The organism is Embleya australiensis, from assembly GCF_051903075.1.
GTDB lineage: Bacteria > Actinomycetota > Actinomycetes > Streptomycetales > Streptomycetaceae > Embleya.
Genome location: NZ_CP182422.1, coordinates 24,223 through 50,124, shown reverse-complemented (window position 1 = coordinate 50,124; position 25,902 = coordinate 24,223). Strand labels below are relative to the sequence as shown.

Sequence of the window (25,902 nt, the reverse complement as noted above, 5' to 3'; positions counted from 1 at the left end):
GCTCCCTCAGCCGCGTGCGCGGTTGCCGGCAACACCCCAACAGCCAGCACGGTCGCTCCCAGAGCGCCCGTCACTCGACTCTTCACCGACATCGTCTGAGGGGCCTCGCGTTTCTCGGACAGGGTCATGACTGTCGAGTTCACGCGGCGAGTCGCAACTCTTCGAACTCGGCATGCACCTCGCCAGGAGGGCGATATCCCACCGCCGAGTGGAGTCGTTTGCGATTGTACCAGAATTCTATATACCGAGTGATATCTCGTCGAGCTTCCTCGCGAGTCGAGTACTTCGTGCGGGAGACGCACTCGTTCTTCAAGGATGCGAAGAAAGACTCGGCCATTGCGTTATCGAAGCAGATCCCCGTACGACCGACGGAGCGACGCAGGCCGAGTCCGCCGAGCACCTGCGCGTACTCTGCCGACATGTAGTTGCTTCCGCGATCGGAGTGAAATATGGCATCCTCGGCAAGGGGGCGATTGCGTGCCGCGTTGCGAATCGCCCGTGATATCAGCGGCGTCTGGTAATGGTCGTCCATCGCGTAGCCGACGACCTCTTTCGTGCAGCAGTCGATCGCAGTCGCGAGATAAAGCCAACCCTCGGCCGTCGCAATGTACGTAATATCCCCGACGAGCTTTTCCCCGGGAGCGGCGGCGGTGAAGTCGCGGCCGACCAGGTCCGGCACAGGCGCGGACGTGGCGCGGGTGAGGGACAAGCGCTTCGGGCGGGGCTGGCAGGGCACCAGGCCCAGGTCGCGCATGATCCGCCGCACCAACTCCGGGCCGGCCGCCACGCCCCAGCGCAACATCTGCGCGCGGATGCGACGATATCCGTACGTGCCGTCGGACATCTCGAATGCCTTCGTGACCAGCCGTTTCAATTCCTCGCGCCGCCCGGCGGTCGCGGATTCCGGGCGGCGCCGCCAGTCGTAGTAGCCGGATTTGGACACACCGAGGCGGTCGCACATGAATGCGACGGGATATGCGTACTCCACGGTATCGAGTCGCATCGTCTCGATGAACTCGTACTTGCTGCCTACCGGGGATCCTTCGCGAAGTACGCTGCGGCTTTTTTCAGGAACGAGTTTTCCATCTCGAGCTCGCGATTGCGGCGTTCGAGTTCCTTCAACCTGGCGCGTTCGTCAACGGCAAGCGGCCCTTCGGCTTTTTCGTGCCTGCGCTGATGTTCTCGAACCCAGGCGCGGAGCGTTTCCGGGTGGACATCGAGCTCCCGCGCGGTCTGTGCGATCGCCCGGGGCGCGGACTTCAATGCCAGTTGAACCGCTTCCTCGCGGAACTCGGGCGTGTACGGGTTGGGGCGTGCCATCTTGCTGCTTTCCTCGGTTCCTTACAGGTCAACCTTATTGGATCTCTGTCCGAAACCTTCGAGGCACCCCAGTTGGACGGCAGCGGTGGGAGGCATCGTTGTGCCTGTTCGACGGTGCATGGGTGTGTCACCGGCCGGGCCGACCGGACCGCTGTGGTGGGTCGGGGAAAGGGCAGGCGGCAACGCTGTCGCGGGGTTGTTCGTTCGGAGGCGTCCTGACGAGTCGCCCTCCACCGCCGCGTCCCGTTCCCCGGCGGTCGCCCACGACTCGATGCGACCGGGGCGCCGTTCGTCGTGCACGCCTGAGCGCGAGGCATCCCGGGGCGGTCCGCGTTCGGTCGCGATCCGCATTCCGGGGCCTCGGTCGACCACCTCTGCGGCGTCGACGCCGGGTACCCACGATCATGCCCTCCCACCTGGGTTTCTTCCATTCCCGGTACCTCGAACGTATGCTGGGGTCATGCCCGCATTGAACATCGATTTCAGCGACGAGGAACTCGCCGAACTCCGCGAGACGGCCAAGGCCCGCGGCGTCACCCTCAAGAGCCTGGTCCGCGAGGCCGTCACCGAGGACCTGGCGCAGCGCCGCGCCCTGGCCGCGATGACTGCGGTCCTGCGCGCTTTCACCGCCGAGCACACGGCCGCGTTCGACGACGCGTTCCCCGACGACGCCCCCGCCGGGGCCCGTCGACGCGGGGCGGCCTGACCCGGTGATCCTTCACATCGACCTGCGCTGGCTCCTCGAGCGCCAGACCGACGTCCTGCCCGAGGGACCCGACGTCCACGACTACTCCGGTCTGGTCGCGGCCGTCGCCCGTCACCGCGTCAACACCCCCCGCCTGGGCGAGGACGCCGATCCCGCCTGGCGGGCCGCGTCCCTGCTGCACACCCTGATCCGGCTGCGGCCGCTGCCCGCGCGAAACGCCCTGTTCGCGTGTGGTGTCGCCGTCGCCTACATGGCCGCCTCGAACCAGGGCGTGGATCCGCCGTACGGCGCGCTCGTCGACCTCGCCCGCGCCGTCGACACCGGCAAGGCCGACGTGTACACCGTCGCCGAGCACCTGCGGTCCTGGCGCATCTGACCCGACCGGGACCGGGGCGGACGTCGACCCCGGGGCCGACCGGTCCCGGCTTGCGGACGCCGCGCAGGCCCGGATCCCCGTCGTCCCTCCCGACGGCCCCGGCACACCGGCGTGGGAGAACTCGGACCGGCTCCCGACCGGCACGACCCCCGGGGCGAGGGGCGATCCGTCACACCGTCACCGCTGCCACCGTCGCCGGCCAAACGCCCCGACACCCGTCTGCGGAGAGCAGACGTCGCGGAGGAAATCGCCGTCATCGAAAAGGACATCACCGGGAAGTTGCCGTACGCGCAGCCGTACGTGGTGGGCACGACGGCCGGGTGAGCCGAGCAGGAACACCTCGGCCTTCGGGGCCCTCGTCGACCACGTCGATCCGCGGCGCCTCGGTGACCCAGCCGCCGTGGTCTTTGCCGCCGCCGGGCCGCCCGAAGAGCCTGCTCTCCGCCTGGGGTCGTGCCGTGATGACCTATGGACAAGGAAGGAAGACTCGGGAATGGACGACGAATCGGTTGCGGCGGAGAGGACGGATTGGGATTTTGTACCGTGTGTACGGGTAGGGCCTCTGCGATTCGGGATGACACCCGAAGAGGCGAGGACCGCATTGGTCGATGCCGTTCCTCGACCGAGTACCCACCCATGGAGGATGGAGTTCGAGAATCCCGGTCTGTCGACATACTTCGACGAGGACTTGGGATTGTGTGCCGTTGCTCTGGACGCGAAGCGGGGACCGCAGGTTCGCATCGCGGATTTCCCCCTCGTCGGTCGGCCGCCGTCGGTGGTCGCGGATCTGGTCGTGGACTATGCGGTGCGCAACGGCATGGAGGGTCGTATCACCCACGAGGGGGATCCCGCGATCGAGGCACTGGGCTTGGTGCTGCGCGCTCAACGATCCGGTGACGTGCTTCGGACCCGACCGGTATTCGTGAGGCGGGAATGGGCATCCAATGCGGGAGACGTAATCTACGGGAAGCTTCCGAAATGGGAATGGGACAGGCGTTCGTACGCAGCTGATTCGGGCCTGTAAATCGAACTGCTCCGTTCCCGCACTCGGATGTGGTTCCGGGGACGGTCGTTGGTGTGTAGACGGTGGTGTGAGCTGGGGTGTTGTGGGTGCGAGCGTTTCAGGGCTGTCCGAGCGGGGCCTGGTCGATCGGGTCCGGTCGGGAACTCCCCGGTCTGGCACCTGACTCCGGCCGGTCGCACGTCGGCGGACGATTCCGGCATGACATCGCCCCGCCCCCACGCGGCGACCGGCCGCGGTGATTCCGGGGGTGAGCCAGAGCTCGCGGCAGAACGCCCCGTCCACCCGCGACATCCGCAGCCGCCCGGCACCCCTGTCGCGCCACCGGCTCGACGGTCCGGAAGTCCTGCCGATTCACGTCTCGTTCGACCTCGATGGAGGCGTTTCAGGTCGTCAGGCCGACCACGCCCAGTACCACCGCGCCTGCGCCGGAGATGATCATGAGCCATCCCACGAGGCGAAAGAAGTGGTCCATACCCTCGATGGTCGGACCGGTCCCGCGCAGGTCGAGTGTGATCGAGTCCGTCCGGCGCAACCTCTCGACGGTTCGGGTCCGCCAACCCCGTAGGTCGAATGCGCCGTGCATGCCCCACACCGCACCCGCCATCCCGAGGATCAGTATCCCCACGGCCAGGGCAGGGTCGGGAACTCCGGACGCCGTCGCGGCGCTATCAATCATGCCCCGCATCATGCCACTGCGGCGCAATCGATATGACGCCTCGTCAAATACGTTGCACGCGAGCAGGGTTCGGGAGACCGCCACCCGCGCACGGCGTGTCCGTCCCGGGGCGCGGCATGGTTCGAGAATGTTGTTTTGTCCCGGGTTGTAGTGCGTGTTTGTTTGGCGAGGGGCGGGTTGACCCGTTGTGTCACGGGTTCGAGAGGGCCGGGCGACGCCGTCGAGAATGCGCCTCGGGCGAGAGCGGTGTGAGCCGCCGCGTCCTGCGTGCGGCCTGGTGCGGGGGCGTGGAGTGGCTCGGGTGGTCGGTGACTTGGCGTGCCTGGGGACAGGGTTCGTGCGGGTGTGTCGTGTGTGGTGGTGCGCGCCGGACCCCTGCTCGCTCGTTGGTGTCGCTGTCCGGTGGGTCGTGCCCGGTCTACCAGGTGCCGGGTGCGGCTCTCCACCCCTGGACGGGGGTTTGACGATGCCCTCCGCGCCGGTGACGAGCGTGGGGGTGGTGGTGGAGTCGTCGTTTCGTTCGTACATCGCGGCGACGTCGGCGCGTCCGTTGCCGTCGAAGTCTCCGGCGAGCGCTTTTGGCGTCGTTGTTGGACCATTGCCCGGGCCCGAAACGCCAGCGCTGGACGTCGTTGTCGAACGTTCCGTCGACGCGCGGGTGGCAGGTGATCAGGGCAGTGTCGGCGCCTCCATAGTCGTACATCGCCCCGACGTCGGCTCGCCCGTGGCCGTCGGAGTCTCCGGCGAGGAGTTGTACGCGGTTCATTCCCAGTTTTCGGCGGCCGCGTTCGGGATTCGACGGTCCGTCGAATCCGCCGTCGGGGCGGGGCTCGGGGGTGAACAGGGCGTGTGCGCCGCCGTCGAGGCTGCCGTAGCCGTGAGATGGCGGCGATGTCGTCGCGTCCGTCGCAGCCGAAGTCGCCGGTGACGAGGAGGAGATCGTCTGGACCCTGGCGTTCCCGCCCGACCTCGGGGACTTCCACCTGACGGCTGCGGGCAACGGATGGGTGGCGATTGCGACTGTCGACCGGTAGACCGGGGCCGCGTCGGACCGGCGACCGGCGGAAGTGTCTGTCGTGGGATGGGCCGGGGCCCGGCACGCTGGTGCGTGCCGGGCCCCGTTCGGTGTTTCCTGTTACCAGGTTCCGGGTGCGGCTCTCCATGTCTGGATGGGTGGGTTGAGGGTGCCGTCGGTCTTGGCCGACAGTGTGTTGAGTGTGGTGGAGCCGTCGTTCCATTCGTACATGGCGGCGATGTCGGTGCGTCCGTCGCCGTTGACGTCTGCGGTGACGGGGTAGGCGGAGCCGGTGTCCCAGGTGCCGGGCGCGGAGTGCCAGGCGACGGCGGGGGCGGTGAATCCTCCTGCGGCCGTCGTCGGGAAGACGCGGAATTCGGCGGTGCCTGCCCCGAGGTCGTACATCGCCCCCACTTCCACGCGGTGGTTGCCGTCGAAGTCGCCGGTGGTCAGTTGCGTCTTGTTCCAGTCCCAGGTGCCGGGTGCGGCGCGCCAGGACTGTACGGGTGCGGCGAGGGTGCCGTCGGTTTGGGCGAGGAGGGTGTGGAGGGTGACGCTGCCGTCGGACCAGCCGTACAGGGCGGCGACGTCGGTGCGCCCGTCGCCGTTGTAGTCCCCGACTGCGTATTTGGCGGAGTTGGCGTTCCAGGCGCCGGGTGCGGATTGCCAGCCGGGGAGGGGGGTGTCGAAGGCGCCGTCGCTGCGGACGACCCAGGTGTGCACGGTCGTGGTCCCGGCGTTGGGGTCGGCGACCTGGGCGTAGATCATGGCGACGTCGTCCTTGCCGTCGCCGTTGTAGTCGCCGGCCATGACCATGGCTCGGTTCCAGTCCCACTGCCCGGCGGGTGTCACGTATCCGGGGGTCGGGTCGGAGAAGATCCCGCCGGGGTGGGAGATGAACTTGAACAGCGAGGTGCTGCCGTCGTTCCACACGTGGAGTGCGGCGATGTCGGTGCGTCCGTCGCCGTCGAAGTCCCCGACGGTGTACTTGACGCGGGTGGTGTCCCAGTGCCCGGCCAGGCTCGCCCACACCTGCCGCGGCGCGGTGAACGTGCCGTCCGCGTTCCCGGACGAGAGGAAGAACGCCGTCGTCGACTGCCCGTAGTCGTACACGGTCAGCACGTCGGCGCGGTGGTCGCCGTCGAAGTCCCCGGCGTACTCGTTGCGTCGATCCCGGGTGGAGTCGCCCGGAAGGTGATCGACGGTGGCCCCGGTGACGCCGTTCCAGCGGACATACCCGCCCTGGAAGTCCGAGCGGCGCCCGCCCGCGACGTCGTACTCGTCACTGGTGGGGAACCCGAGGTACCCCTGCTCCCACCCCAGTTCGGCCCATCGGGCACGGATGTTGCCGTAGACGGCCTGGGCGCCGCCGGCGGGGCTGGTGTAGACGGATCCGTTGTCGGCGCTCGCGCCGGGGGTGCGGAAGTGGGTGTAGGTGCCGGGCCTGGTGGGGGTGTTCGCCTCGTCGGTCGCGGGGAACCCGAGGGTTCCGCGGGGCCCGCCGGTGGCCTGCCACCGGTTGTACGTCTGCCCGCTGATCACACGCGCCCCGGTGTCCGCGGTCCAGGTCACGGCCCCGGCCCCGGCGTCGGGGGTGCCGGCGTAGCGGGTGATGCGGCCGATGTCGGTCCCCGCGCCGTCGCGTACGACGTCCTCGTCGGAGACGGGATAGCCCAGCGGCCCGTTCAGTCCGCCGCTTTGCAGCCACCGCGCGCGGGTGCCCCCGCGCTGGAACCAGGCCCCGGTGGTGGGCGACCAGTTGATGTGCGCGTCGGTGGCCCCGCCGTTCAGGATGCCCTGGAAGTCGGCGAACTTCCCGACCCCTCCGTCGCTTTGCACCCCACCCGTCGGCAGCCGCAGCGGCCCGGTCGGCCCGCCGGTGGCCTTGTACTTGGCGAGGATCGGCCCGCACAGGTCGATCTTGACGTTCGCGTCCTGCGCGGAGGCGAACTTCTCGCAGGTGGTCCACGGCGTCTGGTTGTCGGCGATCAGCCGCATCGGCCCGAACGCGTTCCCGTCCGCCCCGGGGGTGATCCCCAGCGCCACATACAACCGTCCGTCGGCGGCCTGCCCCCACAGGTCGGCCCTGCCGTCCCCGTCGAGGTCCCCGTCGGAGGTGAGCTTCGGGTAGGCGGCGCCGTCGAACCCGGTTCCGATCGGCGTGCGAGCCGCGGTGTTGCCGAGCGCGGTGACGTCGACGCTGCCGTCGGCGTTCTTCTTCGACGCGTACTGGAACAGCTGCCCGGTGACGCGGTCGCGCGCCCACAGGTCGGGGAGTGTGTCGCCGGTGGCGTCGCCGGGGGCGATGAGGTCGAGGTTGTTCCACCCGCCGTTGCCGCCGATGAGGGTGGCCTTGGTGAGTGAGGCGGGGTTGGCGCCGCCGTGGAAGAGCCACAGGCGCCTGGTGCCGTCGCCGTTGTCCTCGAGGGTGAGCAGGTCCAGGCGGGCCGCGCCGGAGGGGTTGAGGTCGGCGTCGACGTTGCCGGGGGCGAGGATCTGCTTGACCTGGGTCCAGTTCTGCGTGTAAGTGGCGCAGGTGTTGCCGGGGCGGGTGGGGTCGACGCACTCGCGCGGTCGGGGGACGGTGACGCGGGAGTCGCTGGTGAAGTATTGGCCGCCCGCGCCGCTGCCGCCGCTGCGGTAGAGGTAGAGCTGTCCCTTGGCGTGGGCGTAGAGGTCGTCGTAGGTGACGCCGGTGCCGCCGCGGTGGGTGAGGAGCGCGCCGTTCCAGGTGCGTTGGCCCGCTTCGTTGGGGGGTCCTTGGACGGTGGTGGACACGACGCTTCCCCCGGTGGCGGGGTCGGTGTCGACGCCGTACATGCGCAGGGCGCCGGTGTCGTCGGTGGTGAGCAGGTCGACGCGTCCGTCGCCGGTGATGTCGCCGAGGGTGGTGGTGGCCTTGGGGTCGGAGGGTGCGTAGAAAGTGTAGATGGTGGGTTGCGAGCGGTTGCCGGCCTTGTCGACGGTCTGGGCGTAGAGGGTGTTGCTGCCCCAGTTCAGGACGAGGACGTCGGCGGCCTGCCATTTCTTGTTGACGTCGTCCCAGGTGGCGCGGGCGGCGCCGCCGACGGGGATGACGGAGTTGAGCGCGTATTCGACGGTGTCGACACCGGAGGCGTTGTCGGTCGCGGCGAAGGTGAAGGTGCCCTTGTCGCGGGCGTACTTGCCGCCGCCGGCCTGGGGGTAGTCGACGCTGTCGACGGTGGGTACCGAAGGCGGGGTGGCGTCGACGGTGAAGGTGGTCTCGGGCGCCCAGTCGCCGGACATGCCCTCGTCGTCGGCCCGCACGGACCACCGGTAGCTCCTGCCGTCGGCCAGGATCCCGGCGGGCAGGTCGGCGCGTGCCTCGTGGCCGTTGGCGCCCCATGAGATCCAGCCGCTGTCGTACACCAGCGGATCACCGTTGCCGACCTCGCGCACATGGAACTGCGCCTTGACGTTCTGCGGTCCGTCGGGGTCGGAAACGGTGGCGTAGAGGCTGACTCCGCCCACGGCGGGGTTGACGGCGCCGATGTATCCGGCGTTGCCGGAGGCGGCGCCGTTGACGGGGACGGGCGTCATCCGAACGTTCGAGGGGGTGTTCGGCTTGGTGTTGTACTCGACGTAGAGGAATGTGTCGCCGGCTTTGCTGGAGAACCGGTTGAAGTGGTACTCGTCGGTTTCGTTGCCGAAGAGCCCGAAGGTCAGGATCGCCTTGTCGGCGTTCTGCGCGACCTTGTCCTTGATGGGGAAGTCGACGCGGGTGTCGCCGCATTTGGGGGAGGCGTTGGTGCTGGAGCCCGCGACGTCGACGACGGACCATTGTCCGAGGTCGTGGGGTTGGGTCGTCCAGGTGGTGTGGTCGGTGAGCGTGTCCTCGACGCGGTGGAGTCGGACGGGGGACTTCTCCGTGCAGGAGAAGCGGGAGGAGTAGACCTGGGTGGCGTGGAATTGGGCGTCGACGATCTGCTTGCCGGGCAGGTTGAGCGGGACGCTGTAGAAGGCGCGTTCGATGCCTCTCTCCGGTTGCCAGCCCTGGTAGCCGACGCCCGGCGGATGGGAACTGGTCTGTCCCGAGGTGTTCTGGTATTGGGTGGCGCCCCACACCCAGTTCCACATGCCGGGGTTCCCCGTCTGCACGGGTATCCAGGAGGGGTCGATGTAGACGGGGAAGACCGTGTCGGGGGCCGCCAGCAGGCCCGCGTCCGGGGTCAGGGTGAGCGTGCCGTCGCCGACGGCGGTCCTCAACGGGACGGTCGTCGCGTTCAGGCCGGGGCGTCGTTCGGTGGAGGCGAGTTCCTCGGCGGGGGGCACCGAGGGCGTTCGCGTCGCCTCGCCGGCTGCCGCAACTGGGGAACTCGCGTGATTCGCGCCCGACTTCGGTGCGGTGCGCGAGTCCCACATGGTCGGGGCGGGCGCGGTGAACACGACCTTGCCCTCGCGGGTCGCGGCGGTGAGTGAGCCGCCGCCGGCCTCGCCGACGACCAGGCCGTCACCGATGGTTCCCAGCCCGAGGGTGGCGAGCCGGGGGTCCTTGGCCGCCGCGGGGGTCTTGACGATCAGGGTGTGGGAGAAGCCGCCCTGCTCACCGGCGACGACCTTGAGGTCGACGTCGGGCAGGACGCCCGGATACAGGGCGGTGTCGCCGGCCAGGACGGGTTGGGGCAGGGCGGTGGGCCAGGTGAACGCGAGCCGGTGTCCGTTGCTGGTCATCGAGGCCAACAGCGTGCCGCCGCCCGCGCCCAGGACGAGGTCGCCGGTGGTGGCGGTCGGTCGCACGGTGCCGTCCGCGGCGCGGGTCAGCGTGGGGTCCAGATCGCGCCAGGTCCCGGTCTTCCTGGTGCGGGACGGTTCGATGCTGCGGGTGAGGGCGAGAACACCGTCGGGTTTGGCGGTGACGGTGTCGGTCTCGGTGGTCAACTCCGGTACGGGTACCGGGATTCCCGTGCGTCGAGCCTGCTCGACGGCGGTGGTCTCGGCGTTCGTCGCGGCGTCGACCGGTCGGGTTGCGGGAGCGTGCGAGACGCCGCTCTGGGCGGCGGTGGCGCCCGGAGCGGCGGTCGGTGCGGCCATGCCCGTACCGCCGACGCCGCACGCGAGTGTGAGGGTGACGAGTCCGCAGACGAGGGCGGTCGGGCGCGGGTGCGGGCGTGGGTGGGGAGGCGGATGCCCCATGAAGGGTGCTCCTCGGGAGAGTCGGCTGGTGCGGCGCCGTCGCGCATGGATGCGCGGAACCTATCGGTTGGACAATCGCTCCCGCCGCGTGGCACACATCACATCGACAAATTGATCACGCAGGCGAGGGCTTACCCACCTTCGCCGTGGGCGCGGATTGCCGATCTATGCCCTCCAACGGGTGTTTTGGTCTCGTGGAGGACCATCGGGGGACCCCTCGGGTTGTAGTGACGAAACCCACATTCCGCTCGGGGAACTGCCTTTACCGGTCCGGGATTTGCCCCGTAGCGTGCGCCCGTCCGTGATCTGTCGCCTGTTCCGGGGGCGGGGTCGTTCCTGTCCTGGTGGGGGTTGTTCGTGATGCGTGCATGGTCGTGGGGCAGCGGGCGCCGCAGTCGGGGCGTCTGGCGTTCGGCCCGAGTGCCGGTGGTCGGTCTGATGGTCCTGGCTCTGACGGCGAGCGTGGGACCGGCCCAGGCGGTCGACTGGCTCAAGAACGCGCCGGACGCGGACACCTGGTCCCCCGGCCCCCTCCCCGAGACCCTCTCCGTGCCCGGGTCCAAGGCCGCGATGCCCAAACCCCGACCCCTCACCGGCGACGGCCGCCCCACATGGAAACCCGCCGGAACCCAGTGGCCGAAGGCGACCGCGACCGACACCACCCCCGCGCCCGCGTCCGCGTTCGTCACACACGGCGGATCGTCACTGCTGGCCGTCCCCACCGGCGGCAACGCCCCCGGCACCCCCGTATGGATCACCACCCCCGACACCACCACCCCCGGCCCCCTGCGCTCGAACGCCCCCACCACCCCGGCGCCCCCCGGCACCGCGACGACGCCGAACCGGGTCAACGTGGTTGTCGCGGACCGCGGCGCGGCGGAGAAGGCGGGCATCGACGGCATCCTCGTCTCCGTGCGCCGCGCGGACGGCATCGGCGATCCGGGCCGGATCACGGTCGGGGTGGACTACACCGCCTTCCAGGACGCGTTCGGCGCCGACTGGTCCTCGCGCCTGCGTCTGGTCGCGATGCCCGAGTGCGCGCTGAGCACTCCGGACGTCGCGGCCTGTCGGGTGCGAACGCCGCTGCAGGGCGCACGCAACGACCGCCTGAAGCGGCGGGTCAGCGCCGACGTCGACCTGCCCGCACGCCCCTCCGACGCCCGTTCGGCCACCGGACCGGTCGCGACGGTACTGGCGGTGACGGCCGACGCGTCCGGCCCGACCGGCGACTACAAGGCCACCTCGCTGTCCCCGTCGGGTTCGTGGTCGGCGGGCGGCAACTCCGGTTCGATGAACTGGTCCTACCCGATCGGCGTCCCGCCCGCCATCGGCGGCACAGCCCCGACCGTGAACCTGGCCTACAACTCCGGCACGGTCGACGGCCGCACCACCTCCACCAACAACCAGGCGTCCTGGATCGGCGAGGGCTGGGAGTACTCGCCCGGCTTCGTCGAACGCACCTACGACGTCTGCGCGCGCGACGGCCAGGACAAGTCCGGCGAGAAGTGCTGGTCGAACCGCAACTCCCTGACCCTGTCCCTGAACGGCAAATCCTCCACTCTCATCCAGGACGACACCGACAAGACCAAGTGGCGCCTGGAGGACGACGACGACTCCCGCATCGAGCTCGCCACCGGCGCGGTCAACGGTGACGACAACGGCGAGTACTGGCGCCTGACCACCGGCGACGGCGTCCAGTACTACTTCGGCGTCGGCCACAAGCCCGACGGCAACAACACCGACCCGGCCACGAACTCGACCTGGTCGTCCCCCGTCTACGGCAACAACGCCGGTGAACCCTGCAACAAGGCATCCGGCTTCGACGCTTCCTGGTGCCAACAGGCGTGGCGCTGGAATCTCGACTACGTCGTCGACCCGCGCGGCGGCATGGTCACCTACTGGTACAACGCCGAGACCAACCGCTACACGCGCGGCACGATCCTCGTCGGCTCCGGCACCCTGACCGAGTACACCCGCGGCGGCACCCTCGCCAAAATCACCTACGGCTCGAAGACCACCGACACCACGCAACCCACCGCCCAGGTCCTCTTCGACACCGCGGAGCGCTGCCTGAAGAAGGACGGCTTCGACTGCGACCCGGCCAAGATGACCAAGGCCAACGCCGCCAAGTGGCCGGATGTGCCCGTCGACAAGCAGTGCGCCGGCACGGGCACGTGCGAGGAGTACGGCCAGACGTTCTTCTCCACCCGCCGCCTGACCAAGATCACCACCCAGACGCTCGTCGGCCCGACATACCGGACGGTCGACGAATACGCCCTGGACCAGGACTACCCGGACCCGCAGGACGGCACCTCCCCGACGCTGTGGCTGAACTCGATCACCCGTACCGCCTGGGACGGCACGAAGAAGATCGACATCCCCTCCGTGGACTTCACCGGCCAACTGATGCACAACCGCGTCGACGCCGGCGGCGACCTCGCCCCGCCGATGAACCGCCGCCGCCTGACCGGCATCACAAACGAGACCGGCGGCCAGACCACCGTCAAGTACAACGATCCCGAATGCACCCCGGCCACGCTGCCCACCCAGGACGCCAACACCAAGGCGTGCTACCCCATGTGGTGGAACTTCAACGAGGACGCCGAGCCGGAACTGCACTGGTTCCACAAGTACACCGTCGCCGAGGTCACCGAACACGACGCCACCACCTCCACCCTCGCCCGTTCCACCCGCTACGAGTACGTGGGCGGCGCGACCTGGCACCGCGACGACTCCGAGCTGACCGAGGACAAGGAGGCGTCCAGGCCGAAGAGCAAGGACCGTCGCACCTGGAACCAGTACCGCGGCTACGGCCAGGTGATCACCCGCTCCGGCGACCCGTCCAAGGACGCGGTCACCCAGTCCGCGACGTTCTACCTGCGCGGCATGGACGGCGACGTGAAGAAGGACGGCACCAAACGCGCCGTCACCCTCACCGACTCCACCGGCCAAGCCATCCTCGACGCGGACCAGCACGCCGGATTCGCCTACGAGACGCAGACGTTCACCGGCGCGGGCGGCACCCTCGCCACTACCACCCTGAACACTCCGTTCTCCTCCACCGTCACCGCCACCCACACCCGCGCCCGCGGCCTGCCGCCACTCGAGGCCCGCCGCACCACCACCTCCAAGACCCGCACCCGCAGCCTCCTCGCCGACACCACGACGTGGCGCGAGACGTCCAAGACCACCACGTTCGAGCCCGTCCACGGCCTCCCGGAAACCGTCTCCGACAAGGCCGACGGCCTGCCCGAGTACTGCACGAAGACCACCTACGCGCACAACACCGTGGCGTGGATCATCGGCAAACCCGTCGAGACGATCTCCCTGGTCGGCACCTGCGACACCGCCAGGAGTAAGGACACCGTCTACGCCTGGGCCCACACCCTGTACGACAACAAGCCGTACGGCGAGGTCGGCTCGATCGGCGACACCACCTCCACCGACGCCGTCATCGACTACAAGCCGGACGGCACCCCCAACTGGGTCACCACCGCCAAGTCCGAGTACGACACCTACGGCCGTGTCACCAAGGCCACCGACGCCGAGAACAAGGTCACCACCACCGCCTACACCCCCGCCGGCGGCAGCCTGCCCACCACGGTCGCCGTCACCGGACCCACCGGCTGGACCACCACCACCACCTACGCCGGCGCCCGAAACCTCCCGATCAAGGTCGTCGACGCCAACGGCCTGGCCGTCGAGCAGGAATACGACACCCTCGGCCGACTCATCGCGGTCTGGAAGCCCGGCCACACCAAACAGGACAACGCAGACCTGCAATTCGCCTACGCCCCGAGCAAGACCGGCCCCTCGGTGGTTACCACCCGCACCCTGCGGCTCAACGGCGAATACGCGGTCAGCCACCAGATCCTCAACAGCTTCCTCCAGGAACGCCAGACCCAGTCCAGCACCGCCAACGGCGCCTACGGTCGGCTGATCACCGACACCTTCTACGACAGCCTCGGCCGCCCGATCAAGACGAACCAGCCGTACTTCAACGACGACGCCGAACCCGACACGAACGTCTTCGCCGCCGAAAACGTCAAGGTCCCCGGTCAGAACGCGATCGTCTACGACGGCATGGGCCGCACCACCGCCCAAACGTTCACCTCCCAGAACATCGAACAATGGCGCACCACCACCACCTACGCCGGCGCCGACGAAACCCGCGTCACCCCACCCGCCGGCGGCGCCGCCACCCTGTCCATCAGCGACGCCCGCGGCAGGCCCAAGGAACTACGCGAGTACAACGGCCCAACCCCCACCGGCACCGACTACTCGAAAATCACCTACACCTACACCCCGCGCGAGGAACTGAAGACGGTCACCGACGCGGGCGGCAACACGTGGACGTATACGTACGACTTCCTCAGCCGCAAGACCCACGTCGAGGACCCCGACAAGGGCCCGTCGGACACCCGCTACGACCTCGTTGGCCGGGTGATCGGCACCACGGACGCCCGCGGCCAGAAACTCGCGTACACCTACGACGCGTTGGGCCGAAAGACCGCCTCGTACAAGGACTCGGTCACGGACGCGAACCTCCTCGCCGAGTGGACCTACGACCGCTACGCCAAGGGCCAGGCGGACGGCTCCTCCCGCTACGTCGGCGGCAAGAGTGGCGCGAAGTACACCAGCGAGATCACCGGTTTCGAACCCGGCACCTACCGCCCCACCGGCACCCGCACCACCATCCCCGCGGCGGAAGGCAAACTCGCCGGCGTTTACCAGACCAGCACCGGCTACGAACCCAATCTCGGCCTGCCCGTCACCACCGACCTGCCCGCCCACGGGGGCCTGCCCGCCGAGACACTGGAACACCGCTACAACGACAACGGTGCCCCCACCAGCCTGGGCGGAGCCGCCGACTACCTGAACTGGGCGGCATACGACGCCCACGGCCGCAACATCCGCGCCATCCTGGGCGACAGCCCCCGCCAGGCCGCGTTCACCAGCACCTACGATCCGGCCACCGGCCGCCTCCTGAACACCAAATGGGACAAGCAATCCACCGGCGTCATCCACGTCGACGACACCTCCTACACCTACAAACCCTCCGGCGACGTCACCTCCATCAAGACCATCCGCGACAACAACACCACCGACACCCAGTGCTTCGCGTACGACAACCACCGCCGCCTGAAGGAAGCCTGGACCGACACCGCCGGAACCACCACCCTCCCCGCCCCCAACGTTCCCGGCATCGGCGGCTGCACCACCCAGACCCCCACCCCGCCCACGGTCGGCGGCCCGGACCCGTATTGGCAGTCCTTCACCTACGACGCCGTCGGCAACCGCACCAAACTCGTCGACCACGACCCCACCGACGATCCCACCAAGAACGTCGTCACCGAGTACGCCTACCGCGCCGGTGCCCAGCCCACCGACCGCACCCATCGCCTGGACTCGGTCACCGTCAAGACCGGTACCCGCGAGGCCGTCACCACCGGCCTGACCTACGACCAATCCGGCAACACCAAGACCCGCCCCGGTGCGGACTCCAACCTCCAGACCCTCACTTGGGACGAGGAGGACAACCTCACCAAGGTCGCCTCCGCCACCGACACCAGCGAGTACGTCCACGACGCCGACGGCAACCGCATCATCCGCCGCGAGGCCAGCAAAACCACCCTCTACCTCGGCGCCGACGAACTCACCACCAACACCAACGGCACCGGCCCGGTCGTGGGCACTCGCTACTACGCCGCCCCTGGGGGCACCGCCGTGGTCCGCAGCGGCAACGGCGCCCTCACCTACACGGCATCCGACCACCACGGCACCCCGAACAGCATCCTCGACGCCACCACGCTGACCGCCACCCGCCGCCAGTCCAAGCCCTTCGGCGAACCCCGAGGCTCCCAACCCACCCAAACCAACGGCCAATGGCCCGACGACAAGGGCTTCCTCGCCAAGCCCATGGACGCCACCGGCCTCACCCACGTCGGCGCCCGCGAATACGACCCCGCCCTCGGCCGCTTCATCAGCGTTGACCCGCTCATGGACCTCACCGACAACCAACAAATGCACGGCTACACCTACGCCGGAAACAATCCCGCGACGGTCAGTGACCCGTCAGGTCTCATGGGTATCGGCGAGGCAATGGGCTCGGCGGCCGGCAGCGGGAACAAGAAGCAGCAGAAGGCGGAGCACGACGCCGCAGAGAGTACCAAGAAAAAGGGGAATAACCCTGTCACGACCGTTTCCCTCAAAACCGGAGGCAGAGGAAACAGCGAGTGGAAGCAAGCTGATTCACCCGAACAAATCCCCTTCGAGTTGGCAGCCGCGACCTATCTAGCGGCTGTGGCTGCAGTCGATGCACTCGCCACTACGTGGGAGCGTTGCCGGAAAGAAAAATGGGCTATTTGCTCCCCGAATACCTGGTTTCGGGACTGGGACTGGGGGAAGTGGAACCCCTTCGGAGGTGGCGGCGGCGAATCCTGTCACAGTTTCCTCCCGGACACCGACGTTCTGATGGCCGACGGCTCGACCAAGCCCATTCAGGAGGTTGAGCCCGGCGACTCTGTGCTCTCCACCGATCCTCAGACGGGCGAAAGCAAACCTCGCCTTGTTTTGGCCTCGATCACCACCGAGGACGACAAGGAATTCGCCGATATCACGGTCCGGACGGACCAAGGCGACGCCTCGGTTGTCGCCACAACCAACCACCCGTTCTGGGTTCCGGATCTGAAGCAGTGGGTCTACGCCGGTGACCTTAAACCTGGCCAATGGCTTCAAACCGCCTCAGGAACCTGGGTGCAGGTTTCCGCCGTACGGATCCACACGAAGCGCCAACGTACCCACGACCTCACCGTGGACACCGACCACACCTACCACGTGCTGGCGGGAACGACGCCGGTCCTTGTCCACAACTGCGACGACGAAAAGCTCACCGACAAGACTCGTAAAGCATACGAAAATGTCGTCAATACCGAGCTTCCCTATTGGAATGAAGGAGACAAAACGCTCGGGGTGGTTTTTGACGGCTCCGGTAAGCGACTCACTGATACGCCCCTCATCAGTGGTATGACCGGTGATTTTGAGAATATAAGCCGCGAACTTGCGCGAAACGGTGCTCCGTGGCGGAGCGGAATGGCGGTCAACAAACATCCGGCGGGCGCTCATGTCGAGGCGCTGGTTGCATGGATGATGCGTCCCAATGAAAAGAGAGGGGGACTGAAACACCTGGATGTTGTTATCAATAATTGGCAAGGTCCTTGCAATAAATCCGTGCTGGGGTGTGTCAGCGCAGTTCCATACCTTCTCCCGAAAGGCGCCTCCTTGACTGTGTGGTATCCGGACGGTAAAGGGGGAGTTGAACCACATACTTTCCATGGAATTGTGGAGAAAAAGTGATCCCGGAGGGCCGTGATCGACGCTCTGATTCGGTTCTTGGGAATTGAAACATGCACGACTTCTTGTAAGGTGGGCGAAGTATTCTCTGGCTGGTATGTGGTGCAGGCTGGTTCTTTTCAACCGGAGCCAGGTTGACGTTCGCGCTGAATTATCCCCGAGTCACCGGACCCCGCTACGTAAAGACCAACGTTTCCACTAGGGTTGGTAGTCTCGACAGAGACTGCCAAGCAGGTCCGTCGCTGGCGTAGCGTTCCCGGGTTCTCTCGGGCCAGGCCGTCCGGCCGGTTGTGTCGAATGGACTTTCGAAGGGTGTGTGCCGGTGGAGGTCGAGGGTTTCGACGTTTCGCCCGAACTATCTGAAGGGACGGATTGGGATGTTCGGGTGGTGGTGGCGGGAATGCCGTTCGAGGTTCGCGAGGGTTTCCGCTACGATCGGGTGCCCTTTGCCCGGTTCGGGCCCGATTCCGATCTGCCGGTGGAGTTGGAGCGGATGCGCTCCGCCGATTCCGCCACGGCAAGGGAGGCGCGGAAGGCCGTGGGGGGTGACATGTTCAGTCAGGGATGTCGTCTGGCGGCGGGGGCGTTGGTGGTGCCCTTCCTGCTGCGCATCGCGGCCGACCCGTCCACGCACGAGCGACTCGCGGTGCTCCAGTTGTGTGCGAGGATGGCGCGCCGCGACTTCTGGGACGACGGAACCCGGGCCGGTCTGCTGCGGGTCGCGTACGCGGACGACGATGTGCGCTTCAGCACGGACGGCTCTGTGCAGAACTGGTCGATCCGGGCGGCGCGGGACGCGGTCGCTACGGACGCGGACGTCGTGATCGGGTTGCTGGACGACCCGGACCCGTTGGTGCGGGAGATGGCCGCGTACGTCCTGGCCGCCGCGTCCGGTCGGGCCAGCGAGATCTCCACCGCCCTGCACGCGCGCCTCGACGTCGAGGTGGACGCCCGCGTGCGCGCGGGGCTGGTCCTGGCGATCGCGCAACTCGCCCACGAGCACGACCCGGACGATGCCGCCGCCTGGGCTCGCGCCCTGTGGTCGGATCCGACCGGCCCCGCCGAGGTGAGGGTGAGCGCCGCGTTGGCGTGGCTGTGCCTGGTCGACGACCCCGTCCCCGACACCCTGCGCGCCGTGATCGAGGAGACCGTCACCCCCGAACTCCACCGACTGCTGTCCCCGACGCTTTGGATGCGGCAGGTCGAGGACACCGGCGTCGATGGCCTGGCCCACACCCTGTGGCAGATGCTCGACCCCGACACCTGGCCCGGCCCCGCCCCCGTACCCTGCTTCTGATGAGCCTGGGGGTTACTGAGGTGTGATTTCGCAGTGGTGGTTGGTGTGAACCGCTCCGGGTTTGATCCAATGCCGCGTAGTTGAGCCCCGTCGGCGGCCGTCAAGTGCGCTTGAGACTGTGGTCGTAAGGGCAACGGGACCTCTGCTATACCTCGTGATGTCCGCCAAGACGTCGTGTAGGTGCAGGGGTCCCGTTGCCGTTCCAGTATTCCAGTCCTGAACTTGTTGATGTGACCGGGCGTTTGCCCGGGGCGGCCGTGTTGGATCCCGGTCATCTGGGTGAGTTGACACGGTACGCGCCGTTCGATCTGGTCGATGCGGTGCTTGCCGAGAGCGGACGCGTCCAGAGGCGTGTGAGGTCGCTGCCCTCGCGGGTGGGGGTGTGCTTCATGCTCGCGCTGGGCTTGTTCCCGAGGCTGGGTTACGCGCGGGCGTGGGAGATGCTCACCAGCTGTGATTTCGGGGGTGGTTGTTGGTGTGTGGGTGGTGGTGTGGGCTGGGGTTTTGCGGGTTGGTTGAGAATGTTTCGTGGTGGTCCGGGTGAGGGCCGTGGGGGGCCTGACCTGGGGGTGTCGCAGTTTCGTTGAGAATACGCGGGTGTGTTGCACATAGCCTTGTACGCCTGAAGGCCCCCGCTCGTGTTTGTGCTGGTCACGGGCTCCTGCCCTGGTTACAGGGCCGGGACGGTCTACCGCTTGGGTGTGCGGGACCCTGGTGTGCCGGGGTGGTGTCGGGTTTCGGCGAGGTGGTCGAGACGAACCGCGTCGAGGCTGGTTTTGGTGATGCGTTCGGTGCCGTCGTCGATGGCGGTGATCGCGGCTTGGCGTACGAGGCGGGTGAGGCTTCCGATCCGTCCGGCGGTGCGTTGGTGGAGGTAGGCGGCGAGGCGGCGGTGGTGTCCCGGCCCGGTGTGCGCTTCGGGTCGAGGGCGGCTTCCACTCCGGCGATCAACTCGGTGAACGGTTCGCGTGTGCCGAGCCGCGCGGGGAAGGCCCCGCACTCGACGAGTGAGGCCCGTCCGGCGAGTTGCGCTCCGCGTACACCGCTGAACAACGCGGTTGTCACCACGTCGATGCCCGCGTACACGAACGTCGCCCGGATGCGTTCGGTGAGGTCCTTCAGCAAATCGGCGGTCTCCGCGCCGGTGGCGGTGCGCGGGTTGAGGCGGTGGATCTCGTCGATGAGGACCAGGCGGACGCCCGCCCGGTCGTAGGTGTGGCAGACGGCTTCGGTGATCTGTGCCTGCGTCATGCGGGTGGTGACGGGCACGCCGAGATAGCGGGCGAACTCGGCGGCGAGGGCCTTCGCGGTCGCGCCGGGCGGTACGAGAACATACGCGACCGGCACGCGGGTGTGGGCCTGCCCGGGCAGCGCCGGGACACGGCGGATGTGGGCGAGGTGGCGGGCGCGTCCGACGTGGAGCAGGGCGGTGGTCTTCCCGGCGGCGGCGGGCCCGGTGACGATCAGGGACGGTCGGGCGGTGGTCCGTTGCCGGCGTCCCCGGGCCCGGGAGCGTCGGCGTGCGCACGTTCGCGGCGAGGGTGTCGATGGCCGGGGCGCGGACGCCCGCGGACGCGGAGTGATGGGCCAGGCGTTCCTCCCGGCCGCGTGGCGCCGTGCCGGGCCCGGGCGGCACCGGGGGCGGTGCAGTCGCGAATTCCTGCCGGCCCTGCCAGGTGGTCACCGGCCGGGACTGTTCCGTCGTGTCGGTATCGGTGTGTACCCACGCGTTGCCTGTGTCGTCGCCCGACTGCGCACCGGGGGTCGCCATTTCAGGGCCTCCTCGTGTGCGTCGTAGAGCCCGTATCCCGTGTACGACGGGGCGGGGGAGTCGGAATCGTCTTCACCGGCGTTCCGCCCCGGCAGTGGGGACGCGTCGGGACTTTCGTCGAGTTCGTCGAGGCTGTCCTCGCCCGCCCCCCGGGACGGTGTGCCGAGGTCCTGTTCCCGCCCTTCGCGCGCGGGGCGTCCCGGCAGGCGAATCCGGGTGGGCGTGCCCCGGGCGAGGAGGCGTTGTTCGGCGCGGGTGGCGCCTCCGGTGCGGGCGCGGCGCATGAGCCCGTCGAGGGCGCCGGCGAGGTTCGCTTCGTGGATGTCGGCGTCGGTGTTGGGGCCGGCGGTGGCCCGCAGGTGTTGCCGGGTGCGTTCGTCGAACGGCGCGTTCACGTGGTCGCGGTGGATCCACGGGATCTCGGTCGACTCGCCGTCGGGCAGGCGGATCCACACCCGACGGCCGTCGTGGGGGTTGTGGTGGACCTTCCACTTCCCGCCTCGGGCGACGATGCCGGAGGACTGCCCCCGGTACGGGCCCAGCACCTCGTGGTCGTACGTGCGGTGGTCGAGGCGGATCCCCCGTTCGGTGACGGCCTGCCACCGCACCGGCAACAGTTCGAGGTAGTCGCCGCCGCTCAGCGGTACCGGCACGTACCCGGCCACCGCGACCAGCGCGGCCCACATCCGGTTCGGCGTCAACGCGACCCTCGGCATCACCGGATGTCGTAGCCCTTCGTGGGGGCGGTGGTGCTGGTGCACGAGCCATTCGTCGAGCAGGTCCTTCGACCGGGCGACGCTGAAGCACGGCTCACGTTCGACATCCGTGCCACGCCGGCCGGCGTCGGAGCCGGTGTATCCCGGAAGGTGTTGGCGGAACAGGGTGTCGATCGCGCGGAACGTCCGCTCCACCACCCCTTTCGCCGCGGGCCTGCGCGGCGGAGCGGGCTACACGCTCACCCCCAACGTCTCGCACGTCGCCAAGAACGCCTCGGACACGAACACCTTGCCCCGGTCGACGACGATCGTCTCCGGCACGATCACCGGCCGCGCCGCGCTCTCCAACCGCCCGTCCGCCGTCGCTGGCCGCTCGTAGGGCACGCTCGCCCGCGACAGCTCCAACGTCCGGGGCCAGTGCGGGCGCATCGGGTGCGGCACGGCCATCTCCGCCAGCAGCAAAGCGGCGTCCACGGCCCTGGTTCCGTCCGGACACAGCACCGCAGCCGGGATCGCCCGGGTGGCGACGTCGACGGCGATGGTTACGTTCGGGTCGCCCCACCGTGCCGTCCTCGAACAGGGCCGGGACATCGAGTGCGGGTCCGGGGGCGAGGGTGAGGTGTCCGGGTTCGGAGGATCGAACGTGTTGACCGCCCAGTCGCTCACCGGCCGGCGCAGCGCCTGGTGGATCACGAAGCCGCGGTCGATCGCGCCGGCCGCGACCGTCTCGGTTGTGCCGGGCCGGTACGACATCCGCCCGCGCACCGACGAGTGGGAACTCTTGCCGGCCACCTCGATCCGCATCACCACCGGGCCGAGGGTCGCGGCCATGACGGACGGTGGCCAGACGCCGCCGGTCGGTTCGGAGCACCCCGGCCTCGTGCAGCGCGCGGGCTGCGCGACTGGGTCGCTCTTCATGTCGACGGTGCCGCGACCGCGGATCCGGCCGTCCTCGACGACACCGTGTGGTCGGGCACTACGTCGACGAGATCGACCGCTGGAAGAACGTTCGGCTCCACCACACCCTCCCCATTCCCGGGACGTCCCCGTCGCCGCCCCCCAGTGTGAACCGAAAGCGACTCCCACAGGCACCCGTCGTACTCCGTCCGACCACTCTGTGCCATGGTCCGGTTCCCGTGGTGTGGTCCGGGGGTTGTTCGCCGCCTGTGACGGGTCGCGGCGATCACGTGAATCACCGCGACCCACGCACAGGTCTACCGGTGACGCGTGTCCGTGCGCTCGCGGCCGCGCCGGTGCCCGACCGTGCTCCGTGGCATGTGGAGCAGACACTCGGCGAAGCTACCGAGGAGCGCCGGCCGCTCGCGGGGCGTGCTGCCGCGCAGCACCAGTGCAAGCGCCGCCACGATCGTCAATCGCAGCAGTACGGTGCGGACCAGACCCAGCGTCACTACCGCCAGGAGATACGTCTCATACGGACTGAGGATGTCCACCGTTCTCGCCCTTTCGAGGTCGGGATAAGGGGGTTCGGCCAGCTGGTGACCTCTGTTGTAGGGCGTGCGGAACCTGCCCGGTAAGCGGTTCCGACCTGCGGTGAATGCCAGTGAATGAACGATCGACGCTTCCAACCGACAAAGAGGAGAAGGCGCGGATGGCTCGTGGCGGAAAGCGCAACCCGGGAGTCGCTCGTCCTGATCCCGGTGCCGGGCCGTGGGCTGAACTCGCCTGCAGGTTGCACGATGAGTTGTACATTCCGGCCGGCCGGCCGAAGGTCACGATGATCGCCGGGAGGTCCGGCATATCCACGGGGCATGTGCACAACATCCTCACCGGCAAGAGGCGTTCGCGATGGGAGTCCATGGGGGAGGCGCTGGTGACCGTTCTCGGCGGCCATCTCGGCGAATGGGAGCAGCGCTGGGTCGTCGCCGAGCAGCGCCAGCAGGAGATTGAAGCCAACGGCGGTGTCGAGCCGCTGCCCTGGGTTGATGAGGACGACGAGGACGGCTCCCGGAACAGGGCAGTGGCCGACTGGGGGGTAAGACGGGCTCTGGCCCCTCGCGCGCTGCGCGCGCTGGTCGGCATCATCGCCGCCACGGTTGCGGCGGCTACCGCGCTACGGGGCCGTTTCAACAAGAGAATCGGGGTTGCCGAACGGCGTCGTCAGGTGATGCTGAAACGGGTTCGGGGTGACGCGCGGCAGACTCTCGCCCTGGCCGAGACCAGCTACTACATACCGCCATCTTTCACCCTGCTGACAAAGGCCCACGCCGTCGCGCGCCCGCGCCGCAGAAAAGGTAAGCGAGCGCGGAAGGACATACCGGGTGTGGTTTCCGCGCCCTTCGACGGAAACGTCCGGGAGCTGTTCGACCGGGCGGCCGACGATCTTGTGCTGATCGGCGATGCGGGAATGGGAAAGTCAACCCAGTTGGCCAAGCTGGCCGAGACGCTCACCACCGAAGCACTGGCCGAACTCGCCCGATGCGGACGCGCCGACAGTCACGACGGACCGCCGCCGATACCTGTACTGCTGAGCTTGTCCAACTACCGGGGGCAGCCACTGGAAGACTGGCTCGTAGACCAGATCAAGAACGCCTACGACGTCGCGGAGCAGCTGAGCAGGGCCTGGCTTGCGGAGGGCCTGATCCTTCCGCTGCTCGACGGCCTGGACCGGGTTGCCACAGAGCATCGCCGGGAATGTACGGCTCAGATCCGACGGCACCGCGCCGCGTGTTCGGGCATCGTGGTTGCCTGTCGCGATCGTGACTTGGCGCTCGCCTTGGAGATCGGCGGCACTTTGGCGCGCCTGGAACCGCCGAGCCGACACGATGTCCAGGATTACCTGGCCAAGGACCTCACGACCGGAACGGACGCCTATGCGGATGTGCGCGCGGCCTTGGAGGCCGACAAGAGCCTTTGGACGCTGCTGCGCTCGCCGTTGATGCTCAACATCATCCACCACACCTATGCGGGCCGAACCGCACACGAACTCCACCAGTTACCCCACGTGTCGATCGAACTGCGTCAACGTCGGATCTTCGATGCGTATCTGGGCCGCATGCTCGAAGCGCCCAGTCGCTACTCCGACGAAGACACGATCAAATGGCTGTCCTGGCTCTCCCGCCGGCTCGACAGTCGCGGTGAGGATGTGCTGTACCTCGATCGGCTGGACGACTCCTGGATCCCGAAAGAGCACCGCAAACTCCCGCGCGTTCTGTCCAGGTACGTGGTACAGGTGCTGGCCTGCAGCATTGCTTTTTCCTGGCTGGCCCTGGGGGTGGGGTGCGGGTTCCTCAGCGTTGATCTACGAGGGCCGGCGGTACTGATGGGGGGACTGCTGGTCCTTTCCGCGTTTCAAGCCCCGTCGACCTCCCCGAACTCCACAGCCCTCGTCGTCATCAGCTCAGCCACCTCGGGTGCGGTAGTGGGTGCCTGGGTCGCTGGTGTCTGGTCCCCAACGGGCTCCGCAGTGAGGTTGTCCATGCTGTTCCTCATGTGGGTCGGCTGGGGGGTGATGCTGGGCGCCGTCTCCCGATCATCGTCGCAGCCCACCGTCGCTGCTGCGGCCTCGATCCCTGCCGTGGCAGGCGCGCTGACCTTTCCCTGGGCATCGAGCGTCGAGTGGTCGCCGGCGGTTGCCGTCGTGGTGCTCGCCTACCTGTGGGCGATGGTCACCACCTCCGAGGGCCTATTGCACACCTCTCACATGCCGATCGAGCAACTCCGCTGGAAATGGCTACCATCCATGATCGTGCTCCCGACATCCAAGGGCGTGGCCATGGGCGTCATGGCCCTCGGAGCCGTTGCCTGGTTCCTCCAAGTCGGTCTGTTCGGCCTTGCCCTGCGTCTGGTCATCCCGGAGACAGGATGGCTGCTACCTGCGGCCGTATGCCTCCTCTGGGTTGCCTACCTGCTCGGGAATCAATTCGAGGCGACGCTCCTCGACAAGCGGCCCAGACCGAACGAAGGCATCCGCCGATCCGCACGCTTCGCCATGCTGCACGGTTCACTGAACGCCCTGATCGTCGGGCTGCTGCTCAGCGCTCTGATCACTCTTGCCGACGTAGACACCTCCCTCGGGCGGACTCTGTTCACGGCAGCCCTCGCAAGTGCGATCTACGGGATCTCACGCGGCTTCCGATTCGGTGGTGTCGCCGTGACGTATCACTGGACCCTCCGCGCCGGCCTCACCTGGAGCGGTAACACGCCCCGTCGCTATCAGCACTTCCTGCATGACGCCGAACAACGGCTCCTTCTGCGGCGCGCAGGCAGCGGGTTCGCCTTCCCTCACCAAGCTCTCCAGGAACACCTTCGCGATACCGGAGCCCAGTTCGCCACCCAGCAGCGACCCTGACATGAAACAGGCCACGATGCCCCTGCGAGTCCGTCGGCGTGGCAGCAGGCCGCCGAAGTCCCACAACACACGACACGACACGAACGCGCCGCACTGATCACCCACCGACGGAGCGTGGACGCCCCGGCTCGGCGGGACAAGGCCCACACACTCCGCCCCGTGCCCACGCCCGGGCGGGCGGTGCC

The 25,902-nt window shown here is 68.1% G+C and carries 14 protein-coding genes; 7 read left to right on the top strand and 7 right to left on the bottom strand.

Annotated elements, in window-relative coordinates; genetic code table 11:
• Nucleotides 1-139: 139 nt before the first annotated feature.
• Nucleotides 140-1,320 (bottom strand): IS3 family transposase gene (locus ACMXN5_RS00165; RefSeq protein ID WP_439673378.1). Its coding sequence is split into 2 segments (ribosomal slippage): nt 140-1,056 and nt 1,056-1,320, totalling 1,182 coding nucleotides; the frame shifts between segments, so codons are not numbered across the junction.
• A gap of 460 nt (nt 1,321-1,780) precedes the next feature.
• Between ACMXN5_RS00165 and ACMXN5_RS00160 the strand changes: the two genes are divergently transcribed.
• From ACMXN5_RS00160 to ACMXN5_RS00150, 3 genes are all read left to right on the top strand, one after another.
• Nucleotides 1,781-2,026, top strand: coding sequence for a hypothetical protein (locus ACMXN5_RS00160; RefSeq protein WP_439673377.1), 246 nt, complete (start codon nt 1,781-1,783; stop codon nt 2,024-2,026).
• A gap of 4 nt (nt 2,027-2,030) precedes the next feature.
• The gene (locus ACMXN5_RS00155; protein ID WP_439673376.1) at nt 2,031-2,402 is read left to right on the top strand and encodes a toxin Doc; all 372 of its coding nucleotides are present in this window, start codon (nt 2,031-2,033) and stop codon (nt 2,400-2,402) included.
• Nucleotides 2,403-3,045: 643 nt separating this feature from the next.
• The gene (locus tag ACMXN5_RS00150; protein WP_439673375.1) at nt 3,046-3,426 is read left to right on the top strand and encodes a hypothetical protein; all 381 of its coding nucleotides are present in this window, start codon (nt 3,046-3,048) and stop codon (nt 3,424-3,426) included.
• A gap of 382 nt (nt 3,427-3,808) precedes the next feature.
• Here ACMXN5_RS00150 and ACMXN5_RS00145 read toward each other — a convergent pair whose 3' ends face one another.
• Nucleotides 3,809-4,102, bottom strand: coding sequence for a hypothetical protein (locus tag ACMXN5_RS00145; RefSeq protein ID WP_439673374.1), 294 nt, complete (start codon nt 4,100-4,102; stop codon nt 3,809-3,811).
• Between the two features lie 1,135 nt (nt 4,103-5,237).
• On the bottom strand, nt 5,238-10,271 hold the full coding sequence (locus ACMXN5_RS00140; protein ID WP_439673373.1) for an FG-GAP-like repeat-containing protein: 5,034 nt from the start codon (nt 10,269-10,271) through the stop codon (nt 5,238-5,240).
• Nucleotides 10,272-10,631: 360 nt separating this feature from the next.
• On the opposite strand from ACMXN5_RS00140, the gene ACMXN5_RS00135 reads away from it, so the two are divergent.
• The 3 genes from ACMXN5_RS00135 (at nt 10,632) to ACMXN5_RS00125 (ending at nt 19,508) form a co-directional block, all read left to right on the top strand.
• Nucleotides 10,632-17,627 carry a DddA-like double-stranded DNA deaminase toxin gene (locus ACMXN5_RS00135; protein ID WP_439673372.1) on the top strand — a complete coding sequence of 2,332 codons (6,996 nt, stop codon included), beginning with the start codon at nt 10,632-10,634 and terminating at the stop codon, nt 17,625-17,627.
• 547 nt (nt 17,628-18,174) lie between these two features.
• A complete protein-coding gene (locus tag ACMXN5_RS00130; protein ID WP_439673371.1) occupies nt 18,175-18,921 on the top strand; it encodes a hypothetical protein in 747 nt (248 codons plus the stop codon).
• 230 nt (nt 18,922-19,151) lie between these two features.
• Nucleotides 19,152-19,508, top strand: a complete 357-nt coding sequence (locus ACMXN5_RS00125) for a transposase domain-containing protein (protein ID WP_439677919.1) — start codon at nt 19,152-19,154, stop codon at nt 19,506-19,508.
• Nucleotides 19,509-19,572: 64 nt separating this feature from the next.
• Here the strand turns inward: ACMXN5_RS00125 and ACMXN5_RS00120 are convergent, their stop codons facing one another.
• From ACMXN5_RS00120 to ACMXN5_RS00105, 4 genes are all read right to left on the bottom strand, one after another.
• Entirely contained in the window at nt 19,573-20,346 is a 774-nt protein-coding gene (locus ACMXN5_RS00120) for a TniB family NTP-binding protein (protein WP_439677918.1), read from the bottom strand.
• 255 nt (nt 20,347-20,601) lie between these two features.
• The gene (locus tag ACMXN5_RS00115) at nt 20,602-21,603 is read right to left on the bottom strand and encodes a Mu transposase C-terminal domain-containing protein (RefSeq protein ID WP_439673370.1); all 1,002 of its coding nucleotides are present in this window, start codon (nt 21,601-21,603) and stop codon (nt 20,602-20,604) included.
• 36 nt (nt 21,604-21,639) lie between these two features.
• On the bottom strand, nt 21,640-22,239 hold the full coding sequence (locus ACMXN5_RS00110; RefSeq protein ID WP_439673369.1) for a hypothetical protein: 600 nt from the start codon (nt 22,237-22,239) through the stop codon (nt 21,640-21,642).
• A gap of 383 nt (nt 22,240-22,622) precedes the next feature.
• Complete coding sequence (locus ACMXN5_RS00105) at nt 22,623-22,859, bottom strand: hypothetical protein (protein ID WP_439673368.1); 237 nt, start codon at nt 22,857-22,859, stop codon at nt 22,623-22,625.
• A gap of 110 nt (nt 22,860-22,969) precedes the next feature.
• Here ACMXN5_RS00105 and ACMXN5_RS00100 point away from each other — a divergent pair, with 110 nt between their 5' ends.
• On the top strand, nt 22,970-25,717 hold the full coding sequence (locus ACMXN5_RS00100) for an NACHT domain-containing protein (protein ID WP_439673367.1): 2,748 nt from the start codon (nt 22,970-22,972) through the stop codon (nt 25,715-25,717).
• The last annotated feature ends 185 nt before the right edge of the window (nt 25,718-25,902 follow it).

What these genes read in the sequence shown, in the direction of transcription:
- ACMXN5_RS00150 (WP_439673375.1), top strand. Translation starts at nt 3,046, where the DNA reads ATGGAGTTCGAGAATCCCGGTCTGTCGACATACTTCGACGAGGACTTG.
- ACMXN5_RS00135 (WP_439673372.1), top strand. Translation starts at nt 10,632, where the DNA reads ATGCGTGCATGGTCGTGGGGCAGCGGGCGCCGCAGTCGGGGCGTCTGG.
- ACMXN5_RS00130 (WP_439673371.1), top strand. Translation starts at nt 18,175, where the DNA reads ATGTTCAGTCAGGGATGTCGTCTGGCGGCGGGGGCGTTGGTGGTGCCC.
- ACMXN5_RS00160 (WP_439673377.1), top strand. Translation starts at nt 1,781, where the DNA reads ATGCCCGCATTGAACATCGATTTCAGCGACGAGGAACTCGCCGAACTC.
- ACMXN5_RS00110 (WP_439673369.1), bottom strand. Translation starts at nt 22,239, where the DNA reads ATGGCCGCGACCCTCGGCCCGGTGGTGATGCGGATCGAGGTGGCCGGC.
- ACMXN5_RS00145 (WP_439673374.1), bottom strand. Translation starts at nt 4,102, where the DNA reads ATGATTGATAGCGCCGCGACGGCGTCCGGAGTTCCCGACCCTGCCCTG.
- ACMXN5_RS00140 (WP_439673373.1), bottom strand. Translation starts at nt 10,271, where the DNA reads ATGGGGCATCCGCCTCCCCACCCACGCCCGCACCCGCGCCCGACCGCC.